Genomic DNA, 4,963 nt, shown 5'->3' on the forward strand with positions numbered 1-4,963 from the left:
GACGGCACGGGCTGGGGCGAGGGCGTCGGTGTGCTGGTCGTCGAGCGACTGTCGGACGCCCGCCGCAACGGCCACAAGGTCCTCGCGGTGGTCTCCGGCAGCGCGGTGAACCAAGACGGTGCCAGCAACGGCCTCACGGCACCCAACGGTCCGTCCCAGCAGCGGGTGATCCGCGCCGCGCTGGCCAGCGCCGGCCTCACCCCGGCCGATGTGGATGTGGTCGAGGGGCACGGCACGGGGACACGGTTGGGCGACCCGATCGAGGCCCAGGCGCTCCTCGCGACGTATGGGCAGGGGCGGCCGGCGGATCGGCCGTTGCTGCTGGGCTCGGTGAAGTCCAACATCGGTCACGCCCAGGCGGCGGCCGGTGTCGCGGGTGTGATCAAGATGGTGGCCGCGATGCGGCACGGTGTCGTACCGGCGACGTTGCATGCGGACGAGCCTTCGTCGCGTATCGACTGGGACGCGGGCGCGGTGCGACTGGCGACCGAGAACGTGCCCTGGCCCGACGCGGAGCACCCCCGGCGGGCAGGCGTCTCGTCCTTCGGCTTCTCCGGCACGAACGCGCACGTGATCATCGAACAGGCCCCTGACGACGGCGCGCCCGTACCCGGCGCCGCCCCCACCTCCAAGGCTGCCGACTCCCACGGTGCCGTGCTGCCGGTGGTGCCGTGGGTGGTATCGGCACGCTCGGCGGCGGGACTCGACGCTCAGGCGGACCGTCTCGCGCGGTTTCTCGACGGGCGTCCGGGGCTGGACGCGGCCGATGTGGGCTGGTCACTGGCGTCATCGCGAGGGGCGCTGGAGCACCGCGCCGTCGTTCTCGGCACGGACCGGGAGGATCTGACCGCTGGGCTGGTGGCCTTGGCGGAGGGCCGTGAGGCTTCGAACGTGGTGTCCGGGCTGGCGGGTGGTACGGACCGGGTCGGGTTCGTGTTCACCGGTCAGGGCGCTCAGCGGGTGGGGATGGGTCAGGGTTTGTATGCGGCGTTCCCGGTGTTCGCCGCAGCCTTCGATGCAGTATGTGCCGGGTTGGCCGAGCACCTGGACGGCTCGCTGGCAGCGGTCGTCCGGGGTGAGGGCGAGGAGTCCTGGCCGGGTGGTGGCCGGCTCGATGAGACGGTGTGGGCGCAGGCGGGGTTGTTCGCGGTCGAGGTGGCGCTGTTTCGGTTGTTGGAGTCGTGGGGTGTGACTCCGCAGGTGGTGGCGGGTCACTCGATTGGTGAGTTGGCTGCGGCGTATGTGGCGGGTGTGTGGTCGCTGGCGGATGCGTGTGCGGTGGTGGCGGCGCGTGGCCGGCTGATGCAGGAGCTGCCGAGCGGCGGCGCGATGGTGGCCGTCGAAGCGGACGAGCACAAGGTCCTGGCGGCGATCGGTGACCGTTCCGGCGTGGGCATCGCGGCGGTCAACGGTCCCAAGGCCATCGTCATCTCCGGTGCCGAGGACGAGGTCCTGGAAGCAGCGGAGGAACTCGCCCGCAGCGGTGCGCGCACCCGCCGCCTGCGGGTCTCGCACGCCTTCCACTCGCCGTTGATGGAACCGATGCTGGAACGGTTCGCCGAGGTGGTCCGGTCGGTCAGTTACCGGGCACCCCAGTTGACGTTCGTGTCGGCGCTGACCGGCAAGGTCGTCACCCATGAGGTGACGGAGCCTGCGTACTGGGTGCGGCACGTCCGCGAAGCGGTCCGTTTCGCCGACGCCGCCTCCGCGCTGCGTGAGCAAGGGGTACGGACGTTCATCGAGATCGGTCCCGACGGCGTGCTGTCGGGCATGGGCCCGCTGACCCGTACTGATGTCGAGGGTGAAGGCGTCGGTGAGTCGTGGTTGCCGGTGTTGCGGCGTGGTCGTGAGGAGTCGCGGGCGCTGTTCACGGCGCTGGCGAAGGTGTTCGTACAGGGCCTGGCGGTGGAGTGGGACAAGGTCTTCACGGGCACCGGAGCTCAGCGGGTCGACCTGCCGACGTATGCCTTCCAGCGGCAGCGGTACTGGCTGACCTCGACCGCGGCGAGCCGTGCCGAGGACCTCGGCTTGGAGAGCCCGGGGCATCCACTGCTCGGTGCGGCGGTGGGGCTGCCCGCGTCCGACGGGTTGATGCTGACGGGTCGGTTGTCGCTGTCGGGGCTGCCGTGGTTGGCGGATCATGTGGTGGCCGGGCAGGTGGTCGTGCCCGGTGCTGCGTTGGTCGAGATGGTCGTGCGGGCGGGTGATGAGGCTGGTTGCGGTCGGGTCGAGGAACTGCTGATCGAGTCACCGTTGGTACTCGCCGCCGCAAGTGGCGTGCGAGTGCAGGTAGCGGTGGAAGGGCCGGACGAGACCGGCCGCCGTGCGGTGGCTGTCTACACCCAGGCGGAGGATGCCGGGCCCGACGGTGAGTGGGTGCGGCACGCGACCGGTGTGCTGGCACCGGCGGAACTGCCGGATGCGGCAGGTGGCGGTGATCTGACGCAGTGGCCGCCCGCTGGTGCCGTCGAGGTGGATCTGGACGGGTTCTATCCGGCGCTGTCTGAGCGAGGACTCACGTACGGCCCGGTGTTCCAGGGGGTGTGTGCGGCGTGGCGGCGCGGTGAGGAGTTGTTCGCGGAGGTCGCTTTGCCGGAGGGCGTGACGGTGTCCGGGTTTGGGGTGCACCCGGCATTGCTGGACGCCGCGCTGCATGTGACGACCCTGGGGGTTGAGGGCGACGGTTTGGTATTGCCGTTCGCGTGGGGCGATGTGGTGGTGCATGCCTCGGGTGCGTCGGTGGCTCGGGTGCGGGTGGCTCCCGCCGAGGCCGGCGAAGGCGTGTCGGTGACCTTGGCCGACGAGGCGGGTGCGTTGATCGCGTCGGTGGCGTCTTTGGCCTTGCGACCGTTGGCTGTTGCTTCCGTGTCGGGCCGTGACGGTTTGTTCGGGGTGGAGTGGGTGCCGGCTGCGGTGGTGGGTGAGCCGGTGGGTGAGTTGGCGGAGCTGGGTGCCGGCGGTGTGGCTGGGCTGGTGGAGACAGGAGAGGTTCCGCCGGTGGTGGTGTTGCGCGCGGCTCCGGAGGCCGGTGCGGCTGTTGCGGACGCGGCTCGGGCTGTGGCGGTGCGGGTGTTGGGTGTGGTGCGGGAGTGGCTGGCTTCGGAGGTGTTGGCTGGTTCGCGGTTGGTGGTGGTGACCGAGCGGGCGGTTGATGCCGGTGGTTCGCTGGAGGTGGCGGCGGGCGCGGTGTGGGGTTTGGTGCGGGTGGCGCAGTCGGAGCATCCGGGGCGTCTGGTGCTGGCGGATGTGGAGGATCTGTCCGCGGCGGGTGTCGGGGACTGGCTGCGTGCGGGTCTGGCGACGGGCGAGCCGCAGTTCGCCGTGCGGTCAGGCCAGGTGCGGGTTCCCCGCCTGGTCCGTGCGGGCGGGGAGACGCCCGTTCCGGCGGCGGGTGGCGGCACGGTGTTGGTGACGGGCGCGTCGGGTGCGCTGGGTGGGCTGGTGGCGCGGCATCTGGCGCGCACGGGCCGGGCCGAACGGCTCCTGCTGTTGTCGCGTCGCGGTATCGAGGCCGCGGGGATGCGGGAGTTGGTGGCCGAGCTGTCCGGGCTGGGTGTCGAGGCGGTGGTGGTGGCGTGTGATGCCGCTGATCGTGAGCGGTTGGCCGTGGTGCTGGAGGGTGTGCCGTTGGCCGGTGTCGTGCATGCCGCCGGTGTCCTGGACGACGGACTGGTCCAGTCGCTGACCGCCGGGCGTCTGGGGGCGGTGTTGGCGCCGAAGGTGGACGCGGCCTGGAACCTGCACGAGCTGACCCGTGACCTGGACCTGCACACGTTCGTGCTGTTCTCGTCCGTCGCCGGTGTCATCGGCAACGCGGGTCAGGCGAACTACGCGGCGGGCAACACCTTCCTGGACGCCCTCGCCGCCCACCGGCGGCACCAGGGGCTGCCTGCGGTATCTGTGGCCTGGGGTGCCTGGGAACGGGGCATGGCCGGCACTCTCACGGACGCCGACCGTCAGCGCATGGCCCGTCAGGGCATCCTCCCCCTGACCGACACGCACGGCCTCGCCCTCCTCGACGCCGCCATGACCCGTCCCGAACCACTCCTCGTGGCAGCCCAATGGGACCTGGCCGCACTGCGCCGAGCAGGCGAGGCCCCGCCGCTGCTGTCCGGTCTGGTACGCGGGTCGCGTTCCGGAGGACCCGTCCGCCGTGCGGTCGGTGAGCGTGCCGCCGACGGGCGGAACGGCATGGCCGCCCGCCTGTCCGCGCTGGGCCCGGCCGAGCGACAGGAGGCTCTGAGGGACCTCGTCGCCAGGCAGACCGCTCTGGTACTGGGCATGTCCGGACCCGGCAGTGTCGATCCGGAACGCGCGTTCCGCGACGTCGGCTTCGACTCCCTCACCGCTGTGGAACTGCGCAACCGGCTCAACGAGGCGACGGGACAAGGGCTGTCCGCCACAGCGGTGTTCGACTACCCGACCCCCGCCGCGTTGGCCGATTTCCTGGCACAGGAGATGTCCGGGACGGTCACCGAGGAGACGTCCGCCCTGTCGGCCTACTCCGGTCTCGACAAACTTGAGGCGTCGCTGACGGAAGTCCTCGACGACGAGGACGCCAGGGCACGGGTCACGGCACGGCTCAAGGACATTCTCGCCGTGCTGAGTGACACCGGCGGAGCCGGCGAGACCGATGACGACGGCGGTTCGGTCGCCGACAAGATCCGGTCGGCCGACGACGACGACATTTTCGACTTCATCGACAACCAGCTCGGGCTCTGAGTACGTGGCCGTACCACCGTGCGTAGTGAGGAAGGCGTCAGCGGATGGCGAACGAAGACAAGCTTCGTGACTATCTGAAGCGGGTCACCACCGATCTGCACCAGACCCGAGAGCGCCTGCGTGAGGTGGAGGACCGCCGCCAGGAACCCGTGGCCATTGTGGGGATGGGGTGTCGTTTCCCGGGTGGTGTGTCGTCTCCGGGCGAGTTCTGGGAGTTGTTGGTATCCGGTGGGGACGCGGT

At 70.6% G+C, this 4,963-nt stretch carries 2 protein-coding genes; both read left to right on the forward strand.

Translation table 11 applies throughout. The features are described from left to right. On the forward strand, positions 1 to 4,722 hold a 4,722-nt coding region (locus tag ACSNOK_RS30660; protein WP_436784066.1), incomplete at its 5' end, for an SDR family NAD(P)-dependent oxidoreductase. A 44-nt stretch (positions 4,723 to 4,766) separates the two neighbouring features. Beyond that, positions 4,767 to 4,963: polyketide synthase docking domain-containing protein (locus ACSNOK_RS30665; protein ID WP_436784067.1), on the forward strand; the 197-nt coding region annotated here is incomplete at its 3' end.

The sequence above is a fragment of the Streptomyces sp. URMC 126 genome (genome assembly GCF_051386555.1).
Taxonomy (GTDB): Bacteria; Actinomycetota; Actinomycetes; order Streptomycetales; family Streptomycetaceae; genus Streptomyces.